Raw genomic sequence first — 17,113 nt, 5'->3', positions numbered from 1 at the left:
TTCGATTCGGTTTCCGGTTGTAAGGCGACAAGATGGCACGGCTGTTGACTCTGCTCTCGGTCCTCGTGGTGATGGTTTTTGCGGCCGGTCCGGTCCGTGCCGACTACACGCCGCCGGGGGCGCTGTCCGACGCCACCGCCTATGCCAACGGGCTGCTGCTGAAATCGCCGCCGCAGCCCAAGCCGCAGGTCATCGCCGACCTGCTCAAGCAGGCCCATGCCGCCCGCGACCGCAAGGACATGGCCGGCGCCATCCAGGCCTATGAGAAGACCATCACCCAGGGTGGCGGCTCGCCGTCGGTCTGGCTGGAGCTGAGCGCCGCCTGGACGGCCGCCACCCCGCCGAACAAGGACCGCGCGCTGCAGAGCGCCGTGATGGCCGGGCAGTTCAACCCGAAGGACGAGGAGCGCGTCGCCATCCTCTGGCGCATCGCCACCCTGATGGACGAGGCGTTCGGCAAGCCGGACGAGGCGGTGAAGGCGCTGAATGCGATTCGCGAGCTGGCGCCGAAGCTGGACACGGCGACACTCGATGCCCGCGCGCCGAAGCTGGAGGAACGCTATGTCGCCATGCGCCGCAAGGCCGGGCTGGCGATGACCGGCGTGACCGTGAATGCGGAGGGCAGCAGCCCGCGCGTCTGCTTCCAGTTCAACGACCGGCTGAGCGGCAAGCAGGGCGTGCGCTTCGACGACTATGTCCGGGTGGAGCCGCCGACCAAGACCGCCATCGAGGCGCGTGACAACAGCCTGTGCCTGCGCGGCGTCACCCATGGCAACGGCTATACCGTCACCCTGCGCCAGGGCCTGCCCGGCGAGGACGGCGTGGCGCTGAAGGCCGACGAGACCCAGCGCGTGCGCGTGCCCGACCGGCCCTCCATGGCGGCCTTCCGCGGCTCCGCCTACATCCTGCCGCGCAAGGGCGCCGACGGCATCCCGGTGGTCAGCGTCAACACCGACCGGCTCGACGTGTCGGTCTACCGCATCGCCGACCGCGCGTTGGTCTCCAACAAGTATGACGCCAGCCTGTTCAGCGAGCTGACCGGCTATACCGCCGACCGGCTGGCCCAGGAGAATGGCGAGCTGGTGTGGACCGGCTCGTTGGAGGTGAAGGGCGAGCGCAACCGCGACACGACCGCCGCGATCCCCTTCCGTCAGGCGGTGGGCGACGATCCCAAGGCCGGCCTCTATGTCGTCACCGCCCGCCCGCATGACGTCGAGGAGGGCGACCGCTGGGAGGCGCTGGCGACCCAGTGGGTCCTGCTGTCCGACATCGGCCTGACCAGCTTCCGCGGCGCCGACGGGCTGACCGTGTTCGCCCGCTCCTTCGGCAATGCCAAGCCGCTGCCGGGGGTGGATGTGGCGCTGGTCGCCCGCAACAACACCGAACTGGCTCGGGTGAAGACCGACGAGTTCGGCCGCGCCCGCTTCGCGCCCGGCCTGCTGAAGACCGGCGGCAACGCGCCCGAGATGGTGATGGCCTATCTCGGCACCGATTTCGCCATGCAGGACCTGACCGGCGCCGCCTTCGACCTCAGCGACCGCGGGGTCGGCGGGCGTCCGGCGCCGGGGCCGATGGACGCCTTCGTTTATTCCGACCGCGGCGTCTACCGCCAGGGCGAGACGGTCAACCTGTCGATCCTGCTGCGCGACGACAAGACGGAAGCGGTGAGCGACTTCCCGCTGACCGTGAAGGTCCTGCGCCCCAGCGGAACCGAATATTACAGCGGCGCCCTGAAGGGTCAGGAGGCCGGCGGCTTCTTCCTGCCGCTGAGCCTGACCCGCACCGCGCCGCTCGGCGGCTGGGAGGTGCTGGTCTATGGCGACCCGAAGGGTGAGCCGATCGGTCGCGGCTCCTTCCAGGTCGAGGATTTCGTGCCGGTCAAACTGGCGCTCGACCTGACCGCCAGCGCACCGATCCTGGTGCCGAACCAGCCCTTCGAGGTGACGGCGCAGGGCCGCTTCCTCTACGGCCCGCCGGCCGCCGGGCTGGACGGCACCGCCGAGGTGGCGCTGAAGCCCGACCCGATGCCCTATCCGGCCTTCAAGGACTATCGCTTCGGCCGGGTGCAGGACAACCCGACCGAGCGGCTCGACCCGCTGGAGTTCCCGACCACTGACGAGCAGGGCGTCTCGCACGTCGCCGTGACGCTGCCGGAGGTGCCCGACACCAGCAAGCCGCTGCGCGCCGATATCCGCGTCACCCTGTCGGAGCCGGGCGGGCGCCCGGTGCACAAGTCGGTGAGCGTGCCGGTGCGGCCCAAGACCTATGCGCTGGGCCTGCGCCCGCGCTTTTCCGACGGCCGCATCGGCGAGGGGGGCGAGGCCGCCTTCGATCTGGTCGCCGTCGCGCCGGACGGCAGCGCCATCGCCAAGCCCGGCGTCAAATGGGAGCTGGTGGAGGAGCGCGTTTCCTTCGTCTGGTACCGCCGCGACGGCCGCTACAGCTACAACGCCTCGGTGCGCGACGTGCCGCTGGCCTCCGGGACCGTCGATGTCGGCGCCGACAAGCCGGCGCAGGTGGCGCTCGGCAAGCGCGACTTCGGCCGCTACCGGCTGGAGGTGACGGACAAGGCGGCCGGCGTCGCCAGCTCCTACCGCTTCTATTCCGGCTGGGCGAGCGGCGACGAGACCGCCGATATCCCCGACAAGCTGGAGGTCTCCACCGACAGGCAGTCCTACAAGCCGGGCGAGACCGCGCGCGTCCGCATCGCGCCGCCCTTCGCCGGCGAGTTGCTGGTGACGGTGGCGACCGACCGCATCTTCGACGTCCGCACCCTGTCGGTCCCGGCCGAAGGGGCGACGGTGGAGATTCCGGTCGATGCCGCCTGGGGCCCCGGCGCCTACGTCACCGCCACCGCCTACCGCCCGCCGGTCAAGGGGCGGGAGCGCCAGCCGGTGCGCGCCATGGGCGTTGCCTGGGTCGGCGTCGATCCGTCGGTGCGCACGATGACCGTCGCGCTCGACGCGCCGCAGGTGATCCGCCCGCGCAGCCGGCTGGAGGTCGGGGTGAAGGTCGCCGCCGCCGATGGCGGGTCGATGGAGGACACCTATGTCACGCTGGCCGCGGTGGACGAGGGGATCCTGCGCCTGACCGACTTCGCCAGCCCGCAGCCGGAGAAGCATTATTTCGGCAAGCGCCGGCTCGGCCTCGACATCCGCGATGATTACGGCCGGCTGATCGACCCGTTGGACGGCCCCTATGGCGCGATGCGCCAGGGCGGCGATTCCAGCGGCGCCGGTCTGCCGGTGGTGCCCTTCACCGTGGTCTCGCTGTTCCACGGGCCGGTGAAGGTCGGCGCCGACGGCACCGCCCGCATCGGCTTCGACGTGCCGGACTTCAACGGCGAGCTTCGGCTGATGGCGGTGGCCTACAGCCGCGGCCGGGTCGGCTCCGCCGCCGGTCCGGTGACGGTGCGCGATCCGCTGGTGGCCGACGCCATCCTGCCGCGCTTCCTCGCTCCCGGCGACGACAGCCGCGTGACCCTGTCGCTGCACAATGTCGAGGCGGCGGCCGGCACCTACGAGGTGGCGGTGACCGCGCAGGACGCTGTGGCGGTGGAGGGCGGCACCCTCTCCGTCCCGCTGGCGAAGGGCGAGCGCAAGACGCTGGTCGTCCCGCTGAAGGGCGTTTCCGCCGGCATCGGCCATGTCGCCGTGGCGGTGAAGGGGCCGGAGAACCTGGCGCTGAGCCACGAGTACGGCATCACCGTCCGCCCGGCGCGGTCGGTGGAGACCCAGTTCCTCACCCGCCAGATCGCGCCGGGCGAGAGTGTCCGCTTCGACGGGGCGGAACTGGCGACCTATCTGCCGGGGACGACCAATTGGTCGGCCAGCTTCACCACCGCGCCGCCCTTCGATGTCGGCGGCATCCTGCGGGCGCTCGACCGCTATCCGTTCGGCTGCTTGGAACAGACGGTCAGCCGTGCCCTGCCGCTGCTGGTGGTGCGCGACGTCGAACTGGCGCTGGGCAAGGACCGCAAGCCCGACGACGGGCTGGAGGCGCGGGTCCAGCAGGCGATCTCCCGCACGCTCGACAAGCAGCGCTTCGACGGCGCCTTCGGCCTGTGGGGCGCCCATGACGAGGCCGACGGCTGGCTCACCGCCTACGCCACCGAGTTCCTGGTCCGCGCCAAGCAGAAGGGGGAGGCGGTTCCCGACAAGCCGCTGACCGACGCGCTGTCCTGGCTGCGCCAGCGCGCCATCGCTAGCGCGAGCGAGCCGGAGGAACTGGCGGTGCGCGCCTATGCCCTGCACACGCTGGCGCTGGCCGGCGTGTCGCTGCCGGGACCGGCGCGCTACCTGCACGACACCGCGCTGGAAAAGCTGCCGACGCCGCTTGCCAAGGGGCAGCTCGGCGCAGCGCTCGCCCGCATGGGCGACAAGGAGCGGGCGGCCAGCGCCTTCGACAGCGCGGTCGCCCATCTGGCGCGCGAGGAGTGGCATGTCGATTACGGCTCCACCGTCCGCGACGCCGCGGCGCTGGTGGCGCTGATGACCGAGGTCGACATGGCCGGCACCCGCATCCCGGCGCTGATCGACCGGCTTCCGGCGTCGGCCACCGCCGCCGGCCGCACCAACACGCAGGAAAAGGCGTGGTCGGTGCTGGCCGCCGACGCCCTGCTGCGCGGCGCGCCGGCCAAGGTCGAGGTGACGCTGGGCGGTGCGAAGAAGGACGGCGCGCGGGTCGATCTGACCCCGACGCTGGCCCAGTTGAAGGCCGGCATCCCGGTCGCCAATGCCGGCAAGGCGGCGGTGTGGCAGGCGGTGTCGCTGTCCGGCGTGCCGGTGGCGCCGCAGCCGGCGGCGCGCGAGGGGCTGCGCATCAAGCGCAACTTCTTCACCCGCAAGGGCGAGGTGCTGAACCTCGACAGCATCAAGCAGAACGACGTCTTCGTCGTGGTGCTGGAGGGCGAGGCCAACACCAAGCTGTTCCACCAGGGCATGGTCACCCACGCGCTGCCCGCCGGCTGGGAGATCGAGAACGCCAAGCTGGGCGGCGGCACGCCGGAGGAGATGCAGTGGCTGGGCGACCTCAGCTACACCCGCACGACCGAGGCGCGCGACGACCGCTATGTCGCCGCGGTGGATTTGACGGAGGACCAGCAGACCTTCAAGCTGGCCTTCATCGTCCGCGCCATCACCCCCGGCACCTATGAACTGCCGGGCGCCACGGTGGAGGACATGTACAAGCCGCGCTTCTTCGCCCGCCAGACCACCGGGCGGATCACGGTCCATCCGGCGGAGTGACGATTGGCGCGGGTCTGGATGCGCAAGGCTTGGGTGCGGCGGACGGCGCTTGCCACAGCGGGCGTCGCCGCCCTGATGGGGACGGCGCTGGCGCTCGACCGGCTGTTCCCGCCGCCGCTTGACCGGCTGGCCGACCTGTCGGTGACGGTCACCGACCGCAAGGGCCAACCGCTGCGCGTCTTCACCAACACGGGCGGCGCGTGGCGGCTGCCGGCGACGGTGGACGACGTGTCGCCCCTGTTCGTCGAGCTTCTGCTGGCCTATGAGGACCGGCGCTTCGAAAGCCATGCAGGCGTCGATCCGCTGGCGGTGCTGCGGGCGGCGGCGCAGAATCTGGGAGCGGGGCGGGTGGTCTCCGGCGCCTCCACCCTCACCATGCAGGTCGCCCGCCTGCTGGAGCCGCGCCCGCGCACCTTCGGCGCCAAGCTGATCGAGGCGGCACGGGCGGCGCAGCTGGAATGGCGCTACAGCAAGCGCGACATCCTCGGCATGTACCTGACGCTCGCCCCCTATGGCGGCAACATCGAGGGGATCCGTGCCGCCTCGCTGATGCTGCTGGGCAAGGCGCCGGTGGAACTGGACGCGGCGGAGGCGGCGCTGCTGGTCTCACTGCCGCAATCGCCCTCCCGCCTGCGGCCCGACCGCTATCCGGAACGGGCGCAGGCGGCGCGCGACAAAGTGCTGGACCGGGTGGCGGAGGCCGGCGCGCTGCCGCCCAAGGCGGTGGCGGAGGCGAAGACCCTGCCGGTACCCTCGGCCCGCCTGTCGCTGCCGGCGTCCGCCCCGCATCTGGCCGACCGGCTGCGCAGTGCCAATCCCGGCCATCCGGTGATCGCCACCACCATCGACGGCACGCTGCAGCACGCAATCGAGGCGATGGCCCGCCGGGCGGCGGAGACGCTGAACCCGCAGGCCGGGCTGGCGGTACTGGTGGTGGACAACCGCGACCGCTCGGTCCTGGCCTATCTCGGCAGTCCCGACGCGCTGGACGAGACGCGGCAGGGACCGATCGACATGGTGCGGGCGGTGCGCTCGCCGGGGTCGGCGCTGAAGCCCTTCATCTATGGGCTGGGCTTCGACGACGGCATCATCCACCCGCTGACCCAGATCGCCGACGTCTCCACCCGCTTCGGCGACTGGGCGCCGCGCAATTTCGACCGCAGCTTCACCGGCGACCTGACGGTGATGGAGGCGTTGCAGCGCTCGCTGAACGTGCCGGCGGTGCTGGTGCTCGACCGCGTCGGGCCGCTGCGCTTCGCCGAGGCGCTGCGCAAGGCCGGCGTCCGGCTGGTGCTGCCCCGCGGCACGGCGCTGCCCGGACTGCCGGTTGCGCTCGGCGGGGCATCGATCAGCCTGTGGGATATGACGACCCTTTACAGCGGGCTGGCGCGCGACGGGTTGGTGGCCCCGCTGCGCACCACGGCGGAGCAGCAGGACGGGTCGGAGCAGCGGCTGCTGTCGGCCACCGCGGCGCAGCAGGTGCGGGCGATTCTGGAAGGCTCCCCGCCGCCGCCGGGGGTGGTGCAGGCGCAGGAGTTGCGCGGCAGCGGGCCGGTGGCGCTGAAGACCGGCACCAGCTATGGCTTCCGCGACGCCTGGGCCTTCGGCGTCACCGGGCGCTACACGGTGGGGGTGTGGGTCGGCCGGCCGGACGGCACGCCCAGCCCCGACCATTACGGCCGAAACACCGCCGCCCCGCTGCTGTTCGAGGTGTTCGACCGGCTGCCGGCCGAGCGCGGCCGTCCCGCCGGGCCGGTGCGCAACGATGCGCCGCCGGAACTGCTGCGGCGCCTGCGGCCGGGCGAGGTGGAGTTGGCCGGCTCACGCCAGACCGACCGGCTGCGCCTGACCTTCCCGGTCAGCGACATGGTGCTGGAGGCGCTGGGGCCGGACGGCAGGGGCGAGCCGATGACCCTGACCGCCAGCGGTGGGCGGCGCCCGCTGTCCTGGCTGATCGACGGCCGGCGCATCGCCCAGTCGCCCATCGCGCGCGAGGTGCTGTGGCGGCCGGCGGGGCCGGGGGTGGTGCGGGTGACCGTGCTGGACGCCGACGGCCGCAGCGACAGCGCGACCGTCGAGATTCGCTGAACGCTAAGAGGCGCGGCGCAGGCCGAACGGCGCGTCGTCGCGCTGGCTCCACACCCGCGTGCGGACCCGCATCTGCTTCTGGCAATCCACCGAGCAATAGAGCGGCGCCGGTCCCCGCGTGGACGGACGGACGAAGGGGCGGCCGCAGCAGGCGCAATGCAGTTGGCGGGTCGCGGATTGTGGGAAATTGGCCGGACGGGCGGAGGCGGACATCTGGAAGGGTTCGGGCTGGTTTCGGGTGACCGCCAATATAGGGGTGGTGTGTTGCAGTTCCATGCTCGGGAAAACGCCTAAGACCGAATGGGTAGAGGGCTTGTCCTGCGGTGGGAGGTGGTTGACCGGTTCGGCCCTCGGGCCTATCTGAAAAGGCTGACAACAAGCGGGAGCGGTGCGGTGCCGATGCGCGTCGCCGACTGGATGCGAAGGTTGAGCGGTGTCGCGGGGGCGATGGTCCTCGTGATGTTCGGCCTGCTGCTGTGGTCGGGTGCCGCCGCCGCCGCGTGCCCGCATGAGCGGCCGGGTTCACCCGCCACTGTCGCGTCGCGCACTATGTCCCACGCGATGGACGCGACCAGGGTGGACCATGGCCGGCAGGCACCAGGCCGACCGCACCATGCGGTGCAGCCCTGCTGCGCCGGAATGGCCTGCGCCGCCGTGCCGGTCGGATTGCCGGGTGCCGAGCTGGCGTCGCCGTGCCGGTCGGCGGGGCCCAAGTTGGGCTGGGCCGCCGGGCCGTTGCGCGAGGGGCTGGGCCTGCGCCCCGATCTGCCGCCACCCCGGCTGGGATGATGGTCTTGCGCCGCAGGTCCTGAACGGCGCCGTCATCCGTCCCATCTCCCCCGATCATCCGGAGTCCGTCATGGCTCTCGCGCTTTCCCGCCGCCGTCTGCTGTCCACGGCGGTGGCCGGCGGCTGTGCCGCCCTGTTGCCGTCCTTTTCCCGCTCCGTCCTGGCAGCCGCTCCCATTCCCGGCCCGGCTTCCGGCGATGCCGTCCGCCTGACCGTCGAGCGCCGCACCCTGGAGGTGAACGGCAAGGCCGCCAGCATGTTCGGCATCCGCCAGCCCGACGGCACGCATGGGCTGACCCTCGATCCCGGCCGGCGCTTTCTGGTCGACCTCACGAACAGGGCCGGGGAGGACGCCGTCATCCACTGGCATGGCCAGACGCCGCCCTATGTCCAGGACGGCGTCGCCGACGTGAACCGGCCGACGATCCGCGACGGCCTGACGGTGCGCTACGACTTCGCGCCGCGCACCGGCACCCACTGGATGCACTCCCACCATGGGATGCAGGAGCAACGGCTGATGGCCGCCCCCCTGGTGGTCCGCAGCGACGAGGATCTCCGCGCCGACGAGCAGGAGGTGGTCATCCTGCTGCACGACTTCACCTTCCGCGACCCGGCCGAGATTCTGGCGTCGCTGGGCGGGCCGTCCGGCGGGATGGGGCATGGCGGGCATGGTGCCACGAGCATGGGGCAGGGGGCCATGAACCACGGCTCCATGAATCATGGCCAAATGAACCACAATCAGATGAACCAGGGCCAGATGAGCCAGGGCCAGATGAACCACGGTGCCATGGGGCACGCGTCCACGCCTCAGGCCAACGGGCATGACATGATCGGCATGTCCGGCGGCATGGCGATGGACCTGAACGACATCGATTACGACGCCTATCTCGCCAACGACCGCACCCTTGCCGATCCGCAGGTGGTGCGGGTGGAACGCGGCGGGCGGGTGCGGCTGCGCGTCATCAACGGCGCCACCTCCACCGCCTTCCATCTAGACCTCGGGCGGCTGACCGGGCAGGTGATCGCCGCCGACGGCAACCCGGTGCAACCGGTGGAGGGCAGCCGTTTCGGCCTGTCGATGGGGCAGCGGCTCGACATCCGCATGACCTTGCCCGCCGACGGCGGCGCCTTCCCGATCCTGGCTCTGCGCGAAGGGGCGGTGCAGCGCACCGGCATCATCCTCGCCACCCCCGGCGCGGCGGTGGAGAAGGTCGCGGAGACGGGGCAGGCGGAGACCGACGCGCTGGACCTGTCGCTGGAGCGCCAGTTGGTCGCGATGACGCCACTGGCGGCGCGGACGGCCGACCAGACGCGGCGGATGCAGCTGACCGGGTCGATGATGCCCTATGTCTGGAGCCTGGACGGCAGGACCTTCGGCCAGCACCGTCCGCTGCTGGTCCGCCAGGGCCAGCGGGTGGAGCTGACCTTTGAAAACGCCTCGATGATGGCGCATCCCATGCACCTGCACGGCCACCATTTCCAGGTGGTGGCGATCGACGGCCGGCCGGTGGCGGGGGCGGTGCGCGACACCGTTCTGGTGCCGATGATGGCCAGCGTGACCATCGCCTTCGACGCCGACAACCCCGGCCGTTGGCCGCTGCACTGCCACAACCTGCTGCACATGACGACGGGGATGATGACTGAGGTGGTCTATGAGGGGTTCGTTTGAGGAGGGCTGACGTACCGCATTGAACCGCGAGCGCAACCCTCTCCCGGTCTGAAAGCCGGGGGAGGGCGGGCGGTCAGCAGCCCCTCACAGCTCCTCCGCCGGCTCCCACCCGTCCGGCGCCATCCTGAACCCGGCGAACTCAAAGGCCGGCGCCACGGTGCAGCTCACCAGCGACCAGCCGTCCGGTCCGTCTGCCAGGCTCCGCGCCGCCTGCCACGCCCCGACCGGCACCACCGCCTGCGGCCGTTCGCCAGCGGCGATGTCCATCCCCAGCCGTCGGCGCTCGACCGTCCCGCCTTCTTCGAAAATCGAAAGCTCCAGCGGCGCCCCGCCATGCCAGAGCCAGATCTCCACGGCATCCACGGTATGCCAGTGCGACCGCTCCCCCGCCCGCAGCAGGAAATAGATCGCCGTCACCGCCCCGCGCTCGCCATCCGCCGGCGCCCGATAGGTCTCGACGTAACAGCCCCCTTCCGGATGCGGCTGCAACCCCAGCAATTCGATCAGCCGCTCGGCGGACAAGGCGTGTTCAGGCATCGTCGGTGTCGCCCAAATGGATGGTCAGGTCGAAGGTCACCCGCGTGTCCTCATAGATCGTGGACAGCGGCAACGTCATCTCCAGCGCGGCGATCGTAAGCACGCCCTCCCGCCCGGAGATCAACTCATGGGTCCAGCCGTCGTCCGCCCGGCGGAAGCTTTCCACCACAGCCACGCGCTGATGGACCAGCACATATTGGGTCAGGGAGGGCAGGGTGCGGTAAGCTGCGCTTTTGGTTGTGTGGTCGTAGCTCGACGTGCTGTCCGACAGCACCTCGACGATCACCGTCGGCTCGGTTGCCAGCCGGTCGCGGTCGTCCAGCGCAGTACAGGTGACGAAGACGTCCGGATAGAACACCGACTCGTCGGCCAGGATCCGCATCGTCTCCTGGAACACCCGGCAGGTTGAGCCGCGCAGCGCCGCGCGCAGGGCGGCGTAGATGTTGCCGGAGATCTGGTTGTGGGCGACCGTCCCACCGACCATGGCGACGATCTCGCCCTGGAGGAATTCGTGGCGGCTTTCCTGCCGCTCCTCCCAGGCGAGAAACTCGTCCAGCGTCATCCGGCGCTGTTTGCGCAGGGCCATGGCCGCCCTCCCGGTCAGTAATAGGTTGCCCTGTCTTTCTACACCGACCGCATCCGCGCCGCCATGCCCAGCCCCTCGCGCAGTTCCGGCATCAGCATCGCCCCCAGCATGGCGATCACCGGCAGCACCGCATAATCGCCGCGCGCCGCCGCGTCGATCAGCTCGCGCGCGCTGTGCAGCTCGATCCGCATGTCCTCCAGGTCGCCTCCAGAAATACTGGCTTCGGGCTCCGCCACCTTGCGGGCGCCCTTGGCGTGGAACATGTGGCAGGTGCTGCCCTTGGAGTTGGCCCCGACGACGAAGCCGCCCAGCGCCGTCCAGTCGTCGGCGGCATAGCCGGTCTCTTCCAGCAGTTCGCGCTTGGCGGCCTCCAGCGGCTCCTCGCCTGGGTCGATGGCGCCGGCCGGGAAAGTCAGGCTGACCCGCCGCGCCCCGTGCTTGTAGGTGCGCAGCATCACGACCTTGCCGTCCTCGGTCTCGACATACATCAAGGCGAAGTCGGGCTGGTCCAGCTGATAGAAATTCTCCACCGTCCGCCCGTCCGGCAGCCGCACCGTCTCCGCCCGCACCTTCAGGTACGGGCTGGCGTCCAGCAGCTCGCGGCTGCCCACCACCTCCCACGGCTTCAGTTCGTCGCTCATGCGGCGTTTCCATAGGGAGGCTGGGTGAAGCCGGCGGGGGAGAGGGTGAAGATCTCGCAGCCGTCCTCCGTGATGCCGATCTGGTGCTCGAACTGCGCTGACAGCGAGCGGTCGCGGGTGACCGTGGTCCAGCCGTCGGAGAGGATCTTCACCTCCGGCCGGCCGGCGTTGATCATCGGCTCCACCGTGAAGATCATGCCGGGGCGCAGTTCCACGCCGGTGCCGGGCTTGCCGAAATGATCGACATGCGGGGCGCCGTGGAAGACCTGCCCGATGCCGTGCCCGCCGAAATCGCGCACGACGGAGCAGCGCGCCGCCTCCGCCATCGTCTGGATGGCATGGCCGATGTCGCCCAGATGATTGCCCGGCTTGGCCTGGGCGATGCCGGCCATCATGCAGCGGTACGTCAGATCGACCAGCTTGCGCGCCTTCACGCCAATCTTCTCGCCGACGAAGAACATGCGGCTGCTGTCGCCGTACCAGCCATCGAGGATCACGGTGACGTCGATGTTGACGATGTCGCCCTCGACCAGCGTCTTGTCGTCGCTGGGGATGCCGTGGTTGACGATGTGGTTGGGCGAGATGCAGCTGCTGGCCGGATAGCCCTGATAGCCCAGCGTCGCCGGAATCCCGCCGCGGTCACGCTGGAACTCCTCGATCAGCTTGTCGAGTCGCCCGGTGCTGACGCCCGGCACCACGAAGGGTACGATGTAGTCCAGTGTCTCGGCAGCCAGCCGGCAGGCCTTGCGCACCGCCTCGAACCCTTCCGGACCGTGCAGCACGATCCGCCGTCCATCCTTGTCCATCAAACCGTCATCCGTCACGTAATTCCTCGGACATCTTTCAACCGCTGCGCTCATCCGCAGACGGCGCAACAAGCTATCACGCCGGGGGTCTGAAAAAAGCCCCTGCATTCCACCCCTGCAAACGTAGGATTCGGCGGAACGGCTTGCTATATGTGGCGGGCCCTATCCCCATCGGACTACCAGACCTTTGGCGAAGCCCACCACCCGATATGTCTGTCAGGCCTGCGGCGCCTCCTTCCCGAAATGGGCAGGCAAGTGCGACGCCTGCGGCGAATGGAACAGCCTCGTCGAGGAGGCGGCGCCCGACAGCGCGCCCAAGGGGCTGGGCACCGCGCGCGGCCGCCGCATCGACTTCGTCGGCCTGCATGGCTCCAGCGAGGCGCCGCCGCGCCGCATGACCGGCATCGCCGAGTTCGACCGCGTCTGCGGCGGCGGGCTGGTTCCCGGCTCGGCCATCCTGATCGGCGGCGACCCCGGCATCGGCAAATCGACCCTTCTGCTCCAGGCGATGGCCCGGCTGTCGCAGGATCACCGCTGCGCCTATGTCTCGGGCGAGGAGGCGGTCGATCAGGTCCGCCTGCGCGCCCAGCGCCTCGGCTGCGCCACCGCCCCCGTCGATCTGGCCTCGGCCACCAGCGTGCGCGACATCGTCGCCTCGCTGGACGACGCCAAGGGTCCGGAGGTGATCGTCATCGATTCGATCCAGACCATGTATATGGACAATCTGGACAGCGCCCCCGGCACCGTCGCCCAGGTCCGCGCCAGCGCGCAGGAGCTGATCCGCGTCGCCAAGCGGCGCGGAGTCGTGCTGCTTCTGGTCGGCCATGTCACCAAGGAAGGCATGATCGCCGGTCCCCGCGTGCTGGAGCACATGGTCGACACCGTCCTCTATTTCGAAGGCGAACGCGGCCACCAGTTCCGCATCCTGCGCGCTGTGAAGAACCGCTTCGGCCCGACCGACGAGATCGGCGTGTTCGAGATGGGCGACGCCGGTCTCGGCGAGGTCGCCAACCCGTCCGCCCTGTTCCTGGCCGAACGCCGGGGCGACGTGTCCGGCGCCGCCGTCTTCGCCGGGATGGAGGGCACCCGCCCCGTCCTGGTGGAGGTGCAGGCGCTGGTCGCCCCGTCGCCGCTCGGCACGCCGCGCCGCGCCGTGGTCGGCTGGGACTCGGCCCGTCTCGCCATGGTGCTGGCGGTGCTGGAGGCGCGCTGCGGCGTGCAGATCGGCGCCAACGACGTCTATCTGAACGTCGCCGGCGGCCTGCGCATCACCGAACCCGCCGCCGACCTCGCCGTCGCCGCCGCGCTGGTCTCCTCTCTGACCGGGGAGCCGGTTCCCGCCGACGCCGTGGTGTTCGGCGAGATCGGCTTGTCGGGCGAGGTCCGCGCCGTCGGCCAGAGCGACACGCGCCTGAAGGAGGCGGCGAAGCTCGGCTTCTCCTCCGCCATCTTCCCGGCGCGGCGCACCGGCAAGAAGGGCAGCCGCGGCGACAACGGCCTGAAGACCATCGAACTCCAGCAGTTGGGCGAGCTGATGCCGCTGTTCCAGCCGCAGGGCTCCTCCGGCCGGCCGCCTTCGCGTCGCCCTCACGACGACAACGACACGCGCCGCTGGCGCGATGACGAATACATCTGACCGCACCCCCGTCATCAATCGGTACAGGCAATCGGCACAGGGACATGGACAATCTTCCCGTCAATCCGGTCGACATCGTCGTCATCGCCGTCGTGCTTCTGGCCGCGCTTCTGGCCTTCAGCCGGGGTCTGGTGGCCGAGGTGGTGTCGGTCGCCGCCTGGGCCGGCGCCGCGATCGTCACGCTCTACGCGCTGCCCCATGTCCTTCCCTACGCGCAGATCTATATCCGGTTCGAGATGCTGGCCTACGCCGCCTCGGCGGTGGCGGTGTTCATCGTCGCGCTGATCGTGCTGTCGCTGCTGGGGCGCAGCCTGTCGCGTGGGGTGCAGGCCTCGGCCCTGTCGGCGCTCGACCGCACGCTGGGTTTTGCCTTTGGGCTGGTGAAGGGCGGGGTGCTGGTGTCCATCGCCTACCTGTTCTTCGTCTGGCTGGTGCCGAATCAGGCCGAACAGCCGGTGTGGCTGCAGCAGGCGAAGACCCGCCCCTTCCTGGCCGCGGGCGCCGAGACCCTCTATGCCTTCGTGCCGGAGACTCTGCGCCGGGAAGGTCTCGGCCAGATGGACATGGCGCGCGACCGTGCGCGTCAGGCGATTGAGGCCAAGCAGGCGCTCGACCGCCTGTCGACACCGGTGCCCAGCCCCGCGAAGACCGGGGGTGCGCAGGCGCCCGATACCGGTTATAAGGACCGCGACCGCGCCGACCTTGAAAGGCTGATGCAGAACAACGCCCGCTGAGCTTGACCGCTCGGTTTCGGCGCTATCGACGTTTGTGGACCGTTTTTTCGTTGCATGTGCTGACGCGCGCCCTCGGCGCCTCTTGGACGAAGGACTTCTGGTGATGCTGACGACGCATCCGTTCGACGACGACAAGCTGCGCGAAGAGTGCGGCGTGTTCGGCATCTACGGCAACCCGCAGGCGGGCGCCATCACGGCGCTGGGCCTGCACGCCCTGCAGCACCGCGGGCAGGAGGCGGCGGGCATCGTCAGCTTCGACGGCGGGCGCTTCCATCTCCAGCACACGCTGGGCCTTGTCGGCGACCATTTCAGCTCCGAGGCGATCATCGCCAAGCTGAAGGGCGGCAGCGCCATCGGCCATGTGCGCTACGCCACCACCGGCGACACCTCGATCCGCAACGTCCAGCCGCTCTATGCCGATTTCGAGTTCGGCGGCTTCGCGCTGGCCCACAACGGCAACCTGACCAACGCGCAGGCCCTGCGCCGCCAGCTGGTCCGCCGCGGCTGCCTGTTCCAGTCCTCCACCGACACCGAGGTGATCGTCCACCTGATGGCGACCGCCCGCGGCGGCTCGCCGGTCGATCGCCTGATCGAGGCGGTGCGGCAGGTCGAGGGCGCCTTCTCCCTGGTGGCGCTGACCTCCAAGGAGGTGATCGGCGTGCGTGACGCGCTCGGCGTCCGTCCGCTGGTGCTGGGCAAGCTGGGCGACACCCATCTGCTGGCGAGCGAGACCTGCGCCTTCGACATCGTCGGCGCCGAATATGTCCGCGACGTCGAGCCGGGCGAGATGATCGTCATCGACGGCAGCGGCGTCCACAGCCTGCGCCCGTTCCAGCCGCAGCAGCGCCGCCTGTGCATCTTCGAATACATCTACTTCGCCCGTCCCGACAGCGTGATGGAGGGCACCTCCGTCTATCAGGCCCGCCAGCGCATCGGCCGTGAGCTGGCCCGCGAGGCCGGCGTGCCCGCCGACGTGATCGTGCCGGTGCCCGACAGCGGCGTGCCTGCGGCGCTGGGCTACGCCCAGGAAGCCGGCGTGCCCTTCGACCTCGGCATCATCCGCAACCACTATGTCGGCCGCACCTTCATCGAGCCGACCGACCAGATCCGTCACCTCGGTGTGAAGCTGAAGCACAACGCCAACCGCGCGATGATCGAGGGCAAGCGCGTCGTGCTGGTGGACGACAGCATCGTTCGCGGCACCACCTCGAAGAAGATCGTCGAGATGGTGCGCGCCGCCGGTGCCGCCGAGGTGCACATGCGCATCTCCAGCCCGCCGACCTCGCACCCCTGCTTCTACGGCATCGACACGCCGGAGCAGGGCAAGCTGCTGGCCCACCGCATGACGGTGGAGCAGATGCGCGAGTTCATCCAGGCCGACAGCCTCGCCTTCATCTCGCTCGACGGCCTCTATCGGGCGATGGGCGAGGAGAAGCGCGACCCGGCCAATCTCGGCTATTGCGACGCCTGCTTCACCGGCGACTACCCGATCCCACTGACCGACGCGCTGGAAAATCCGCCGGTCGAGGCGAACGTCGCCGTCCGCGCCTGACGATCATCCCTCTCCCGGCCACGGGGGAGGGATTTTCATATGTGAACGAACAATAATCCCAGGAAACGAGTCGTCCCCATGTCCCGTCTCTCCGGCCGCATCGCCCTCGTCACCGGTGCATCGCGCGGCATCGGCGCCGCCGTCGCCAAGCGCTTCGCCGCCGAAGGCGCCCATCTGGTCCTGGTCGCCCGCACCGTCGGCGGGCTGGAGGAGACCGACGACGCCATCCAGAAGATCTCCGGCCAGTCGGCGACCCTGGTGCCGATGGATCTCCGCGATTACGACAAGATCGACCAGCTCGGCCACGCGCTCTACCAGCGTTTCGGCAAACTGGACGTCGTCGTCGGCAATGCCGGTGCCCTGGAGGCGCTCGGCCCGGTCGCCCAGTATGATCCGAAGCTGTGGGCGCGGGTGATGGACCTGAACGTGACGGCGAATTTCCGCCTGATCCGTTCGATGGACCCGCTGCTGCGCGCGTCGGGCACCGGCCGCGCCATCTTCGTCACCTCGGCCGCCGCCAAGGCGCCGCACCATTACTGGATGCCCTACGGTGCCAGCAAGGCGGCGCTGGAGATGATCGTGAAGACCTACGCGATGGAGGTCTCCGGCTCGACCCTGCGCGTCAACCTGATCGACCCCGGCGTGGTGGCGAGCAAGCTGCGCACCCAGGCGTTTCCGGGCGAGGACCCGACGAAGGTCGCCCAGCCCGACGATGTGACCGAGCGCTTCGTGGAACTGGCCGAGGCCGGCTGCGAGCGGCACGGGGAGCTGGTGCTGGCGCAGTGAAGTGCGGCGGGAGATGAGGCGATTGCCCCCTCCCTAACCCTCC

General features: G+C 70.0%; 13 protein-coding genes. 8 read left to right on the top strand and 5 right to left on the bottom strand.

Annotated elements, in window-relative coordinates:
• Positions 1–32 precede the first annotated feature (32 nt).
• Complete coding sequence (locus TSH20_RS09455) at positions 33–5,246, top strand: alpha-2-macroglobulin (protein ID WP_109074485.1); 5,214 nt, start codon at positions 33–35, stop codon at positions 5,244–5,246.
• Positions 5,247–5,249: 3 nt separating this feature from the next.
• Positions 5,250–7,334: a penicillin-binding protein 1C gene (pbpC, locus tag TSH20_RS09450; protein ID WP_247871289.1), complete on the top strand. Its 2,085-nt coding sequence runs from the start codon at positions 5,250–5,252 to the stop codon at positions 7,332–7,334.
• A 3-nt stretch (positions 7,335–7,337) separates the two neighbouring features.
• Here pbpC and TSH20_RS09445 read toward each other — a convergent pair whose 3' ends face one another.
• Positions 7,338–7,610, bottom strand: a complete 273-nt coding sequence (locus TSH20_RS09445; protein WP_247871290.1) for a hypothetical protein — start codon at positions 7,608–7,610, stop codon at positions 7,338–7,340.
• Between the two features lie 150 nt (positions 7,611–7,760).
• Between TSH20_RS09445 and TSH20_RS09440 the strand changes: the two genes are divergently transcribed.
• Both TSH20_RS09440 and TSH20_RS09435 read left to right on the top strand, forming a co-directional pair.
• Complete coding sequence (locus TSH20_RS09440) at positions 7,761–8,123, top strand: hypothetical protein (protein ID WP_146205377.1); 363 nt, start codon at positions 7,761–7,763, stop codon at positions 8,121–8,123.
• Between the two features lie 70 nt (positions 8,124–8,193).
• Positions 8,194–9,792, top strand: a complete 1,599-nt coding sequence (locus TSH20_RS09435; protein ID WP_109074482.1) for a multicopper oxidase domain-containing protein — start codon at positions 8,194–8,196, stop codon at positions 9,790–9,792.
• 84 nt (positions 9,793–9,876) lie between these two features.
• Here TSH20_RS09435 and TSH20_RS09430 read toward each other — a convergent pair whose 3' ends face one another.
• From TSH20_RS09430 to map, 4 genes are read right to left on the bottom strand one after another with little or no spacing between them, the layout of a single operon-like run.
• Entirely contained in the window at positions 9,877–10,329 is a 453-nt protein-coding gene (locus TSH20_RS09430) for a cupin domain-containing protein (protein ID WP_109074481.1), read from the bottom strand.
• Positions 10,322–10,915, bottom strand: coding sequence for a Uma2 family endonuclease (locus TSH20_RS09425; RefSeq protein WP_109074480.1), 594 nt, complete (start codon positions 10,913–10,915; stop codon positions 10,322–10,324). Before TSH20_RS09425 ends, TSH20_RS09430 begins: the two co-directional genes overlap by 8 nt.
• A 38-nt stretch (positions 10,916–10,953) precedes the next feature.
• Complete coding sequence (locus tag TSH20_RS09420; protein WP_109074479.1) at positions 10,954–11,556, bottom strand: NUDIX hydrolase; 603 nt, start codon at positions 11,554–11,556, stop codon at positions 10,954–10,956.
• A complete protein-coding gene (gene map / locus TSH20_RS09415) occupies positions 11,553–12,362 on the bottom strand; it encodes a type I methionyl aminopeptidase (RefSeq protein ID WP_109074478.1) in 810 nt (269 codons plus the stop codon). Before map ends, TSH20_RS09420 begins: the two co-directional genes overlap by 4 nt.
• A gap of 187 nt (positions 12,363–12,549) precedes the next feature.
• On the opposite strand from map, the gene radA reads away from it, so the two are divergent.
• The 4 genes from radA (at position 12,550) to TSH20_RS09395 (ending at position 17,070) form a co-directional block, all read left to right on the top strand.
• On the top strand, positions 12,550–13,998 hold the full coding sequence (gene radA, locus TSH20_RS09410; RefSeq protein ID WP_109074477.1) for a DNA repair protein RadA: 1,449 nt from the start codon (positions 12,550–12,552) through the stop codon (positions 13,996–13,998).
• A 44-nt stretch (positions 13,999–14,042) separates the two neighbouring features.
• Positions 14,043–14,732 (top strand): CvpA family protein, encoded by a 690-nt coding sequence (locus TSH20_RS09405; protein WP_109074476.1) that lies wholly within the window; start codon positions 14,043–14,045, stop codon positions 14,730–14,732.
• Positions 14,733–14,835: 103 nt separating this feature from the next.
• Complete coding sequence (gene purF / locus TSH20_RS09400; protein WP_136705443.1) at positions 14,836–16,284, top strand: amidophosphoribosyltransferase; 1,449 nt, start codon at positions 14,836–14,838, stop codon at positions 16,282–16,284.
• A gap of 78 nt (positions 16,285–16,362) precedes the next feature.
• Positions 16,363–17,070, top strand: a complete 708-nt coding sequence (locus tag TSH20_RS09395) for an SDR family NAD(P)-dependent oxidoreductase (protein WP_109074474.1) — start codon at positions 16,363–16,365, stop codon at positions 17,068–17,070.
• The last annotated feature ends 43 nt before the right edge of the window (positions 17,071–17,113 follow it).

The sequence above is a fragment of the Azospirillum sp. TSH20 genome (assembly GCF_003115935.1).
In the GTDB taxonomy this organism is placed as follows: Bacteria; Pseudomonadota; Alphaproteobacteria; order Azospirillales; family Azospirillaceae; genus Azospirillum.
This window is presented reverse-complemented; position numbering and strand designations above follow the sequence as displayed.